The organism is Bradyrhizobium genomosp. I (2014) (assembly GCF_000261685.1).
In the GTDB taxonomy this organism is placed as follows: domain Bacteria; phylum Pseudomonadota; class Alphaproteobacteria; order Rhizobiales; family Xanthobacteraceae; genus Bradyrhizobium.
Map to the genome: position 1 here is coordinate 1 of NZ_AJQE01000109.1, position 3,201 is coordinate 3,201.

Here is a 3,201-nt window from a genome sequence, read left to right on the forward strand (position 1 = left end):
CCTGGGGATTCTCGGGCGTCGTGCTGGTGTTCGGCATGCTCGGCGTCTCGGCGCTTGACGGGCTGATCGGGCGGCGGCCATCGGTACTGCTCAGCTACGCGATCTCGATCCTCGGCATCGTTCTGCTCTGGCTGCTGCAATACTATCCGAACGTCATCCTGCTCACCGGGTTCGTCGTCTGCTTCGGCAGCATGATGGGCTCGCGCGGGCCGTTGATCACGGCGACCGCGATGAAGGTCTTTCGCGGCAAGCGCGTCGGCACCATCTTCGGCACGATCTCGATCGGCAGCGGCTTGGGCTCGGCGTTCGGCTCATGGAGCGGCGGTCTGATTCACGATGCAACGCACGGCTACAATCTCCTGCTGGTCTTCGCACTTGCGAGCGTGATCCTCGGAATGATTCCATTCCTGGTCGTCCCCGCCCTGCGGGAGTAGGTCTCCCTGACGTAACCTGCATCCCTTGGCTTCACCGGGAAATTACCTATGAGCGCGAGGCGAACACACGCAAAAAGAGCGGATCGCCCACGGCTCAAGGCCGGGCCTGCGGTGTTTTGTCCGACATGACAAAAATGTCAGCGCGGAATTGATCCTGGGTGGCTTGCGAGACGAAACTGAATGCGGTCCAAGTCGCAGCATTGGATGGAGGGCAAACCAATGGACTTTCCCTATCTCACTCGCTTTCAACCGGTTCTCCTGAGCCTGTTTCGCTTCATCACCGGCCTCTTGCTGTTCCAGTACGGCGTCGCCAAACTGTTCAAGTTTCCGGTGCTCCCCTACTTCGCGAACATCCCGCCGCTGATCTACGCGGCCGGTGCGCTGGAACTCGTGCTCGGCGCGCTCCTGATGATCGGCCTGTTTACCCGCCTCAGCGCCTTCATCTTGTCGGGTGAAATGGCCTTCGCCTACTTCATGGGCCACATGTTCAAGGGCGAGACGCCGGTGTTTCTGCCGCTGCTCAACGGCGGCACCGCCGCGATCCTGTTCTGCTTCGCCTGCCTGTACATCTCAGCAGCTGGCAGCGGCTCGGTGAGCGTCGATGCCGCGATGGGCAAGGAGAGGGACGCCGGCGGCGGTGCTTTTGCGCGACGCTGACGCGCTTCGCCGGTTAACCTGAAAGCAAGACGGCACCGGCGGATCCGCCGGTGCCGGGTCAGCGCGCACCCAGCACGTTCCAGATGAGAACGAGGGCAGCCACGAGCAGCACGGACATGATGATGCGATGAACGAATCGGTTCATTAGCGCTCCTGCCAGGCTGGCCGACCACCAACGCGAAAGACCAATCCTCTCCGGCATCCGCACCGGCCTGCCCCGACGCCTGTCGTCGATTTGGTAGCAGGATTGCGCACAAGGCTGCACAGCAGCTTTCGCGCGGCACGCTTCTGCGCGCCTATGTTCATGATTGGTAAGAACTTCATGCTACCCATGCGAGCAATAACAACCATTCGTAGGGGCTGTGATGAAGTTGCTGAGCCATCTGAAGATCCGCATCAAGCTCGCCAGCATGGTTTGCCTTGCGGCCCTCACAGTCACAGCCATCATCGGTGTATCGGCCGTTCTCAGCAAGAGCCGCATGATGGAAGACCGCGTCCAGCAAATGCGGACCGCGGTGGAGCTCCTCTACAACTACGCGCAATCGCTCCAGGACGAGGTGACCGCCGGCAAGCTGACGTCCGCCGAGGCCAAGACGATGTTCCATCAGCGCGGCCGCCGCATGAGCTTCAATGGCGGTCAGGGCTACCCGGTCGTCTACAACGCCGATACCTCCTTGGTCGCGAACGGCGCCAACCAGCAGCTCGAAGGCAAGATCACCGGCGCCAAGGATTCCAACGGCGTGCTGATCGCCGACGCCATTATCAAGGCCGGCAGCGAGACCGCGCAAGGCGGCGTGACCTCCTATCTCTATCCCCGCCCCGGCCAGACCGAGCCGGTCCGCAAGACCGTGTTCGCGCGCAAATTCGCGCCCTGGAACGTGACCATCAGCTACGGCCTCTATGTCGACGACATCGACGCCGACGTGCACGCATTGACGCTGGAGCTTGCCGCGATCGGCCTCGGCCTGATGCTGCTGATGGCGACGCTGTCCTGGCTGATTGCCCGCGACGTGCTCAGCGCGCTCGACCGCCAGAAGAACCGGATGCAGGAGATCGCCGAGGGCGCCATCGACAGGCCGGTCGAGGAGACCGACCGCGGCGACGAGATCGGCCGCATGGCCGAAACCCTCGAAATCCTGCGCCAGACGGCGCTGACCGCCCGCACGCTCGAGGCCGAGCAGGTCGCCACCAAGACCCGCAGCGAGCAGGAGAAGCGCGACGCCCTGATCGCGCTCGCCGACCGCTTCGATGCCTCCGTCGGCCAGCTCGTCGGCCTGATGGCCTCCGGCTCCGGCGAGCTCGAGACCACCGCCAAGTCGATGTCCTCGACCGCCGAAGGCACCAACCGCCGCGCCGCCGTGGTCGGTTCGGCCGCCACCGAAGCCAGCCAGCGCGTCCAGACCGTCGCCGCTGCCGCCGAGGAGCTCTCCTCCTCCATCACCGAGATCAGCCGTCAGGTCGCGCAATCGGCCGAGGTGACCGGCCGTGCCGTGGACAGCGCCCGCCGCACCGACACCATCGTCCGCGCATTGTCCGACGGCGCCCAGCAGATCGAGCATGTCGCCGAGCTGATCTCCAGCATCGCGGCACAGACCAACCTGCTCGCGCTCAATGCCACCATCGAGGCGGCCCGCGCCGGCGAAGCCGGCCGCGGCTTTGCCGTCGTCGCTTCCGAGGTGAAGTCGCTGGCGAGCCAGACCGCGGAAGCCACCCGCGAGATCGGCGACAAGATCGCCCAGATCCAGGGCGCCACCAAGGAAGCGGTGGACGCCATCGGCGGCATCACCGCCACCATCGAGGAGGTCAGCCGCATCGCCACCTCGATCGGCGCGGCGATCGAGGAGCAGGGCGCCGCCACCGCCGAGATCGCCCGCAGCGTCTCGCAGACCGCCGAGGCCACCAAGGAGGTCACCACCAATATCGGCGTCGTCTCCACCGCCGCCAACGAGACCGGCAACGCCGCCGGCATGGTGCTCGCCGCAGCCAGCAACCTCTCCAAGCAGGCCGAGCAGCTCTCCGGCGAAGTCGGGACGTTCCTAGCGGGCGTGCGCGCGGCGTAGGCCGTACAAAGATCCAATGCGATCGTCGTCATGCCCGGGCTTGTCCCGGG

The 3,201-nt window shown here is 65.0% G+C and carries 3 protein-coding genes; all 3 read left to right on the forward strand.

The genetic code is table 11. From position 1 onward, the window contains the following. A partial coding sequence (locus IC50_RS10530) for an MFS transporter (protein WP_035703750.1) occupies window positions 1–434 on the forward strand: 434 nt, incomplete at its 5' end. 219 nt (window positions 435–653) lie between these two features. Next, window positions 654–1,091 carry a DoxX family protein gene (locus tag IC50_RS10535; RefSeq protein ID WP_035703752.1) on the forward strand — a complete coding sequence of 146 codons (438 nt, stop codon included), beginning with the start codon at window positions 654–656 and terminating at the stop codon, window positions 1,089–1,091. A gap of 365 nt (window positions 1,092–1,456) precedes the next feature. Next, window positions 1,457–3,151, forward strand: a complete 1,695-nt coding sequence (locus IC50_RS10540; RefSeq protein ID WP_035703754.1) for a methyl-accepting chemotaxis protein — start codon at window positions 1,457–1,459, stop codon at window positions 3,149–3,151. Window positions 3,152–3,201 lie beyond the last annotated feature (50 nt).

What these genes read in the sequence shown, in the direction of transcription:
- IC50_RS10540 (WP_035703754.1), top strand. Translation starts at nt 1,457, where the DNA reads ATGAAGTTGCTGAGCCATCTGAAGATCCGCATCAAGCTCGCCAGCATG.
- IC50_RS10535 (WP_035703752.1), top strand. Translation starts at nt 654, where the DNA reads ATGGACTTTCCCTATCTCACTCGCTTTCAACCGGTTCTCCTGAGCCTG.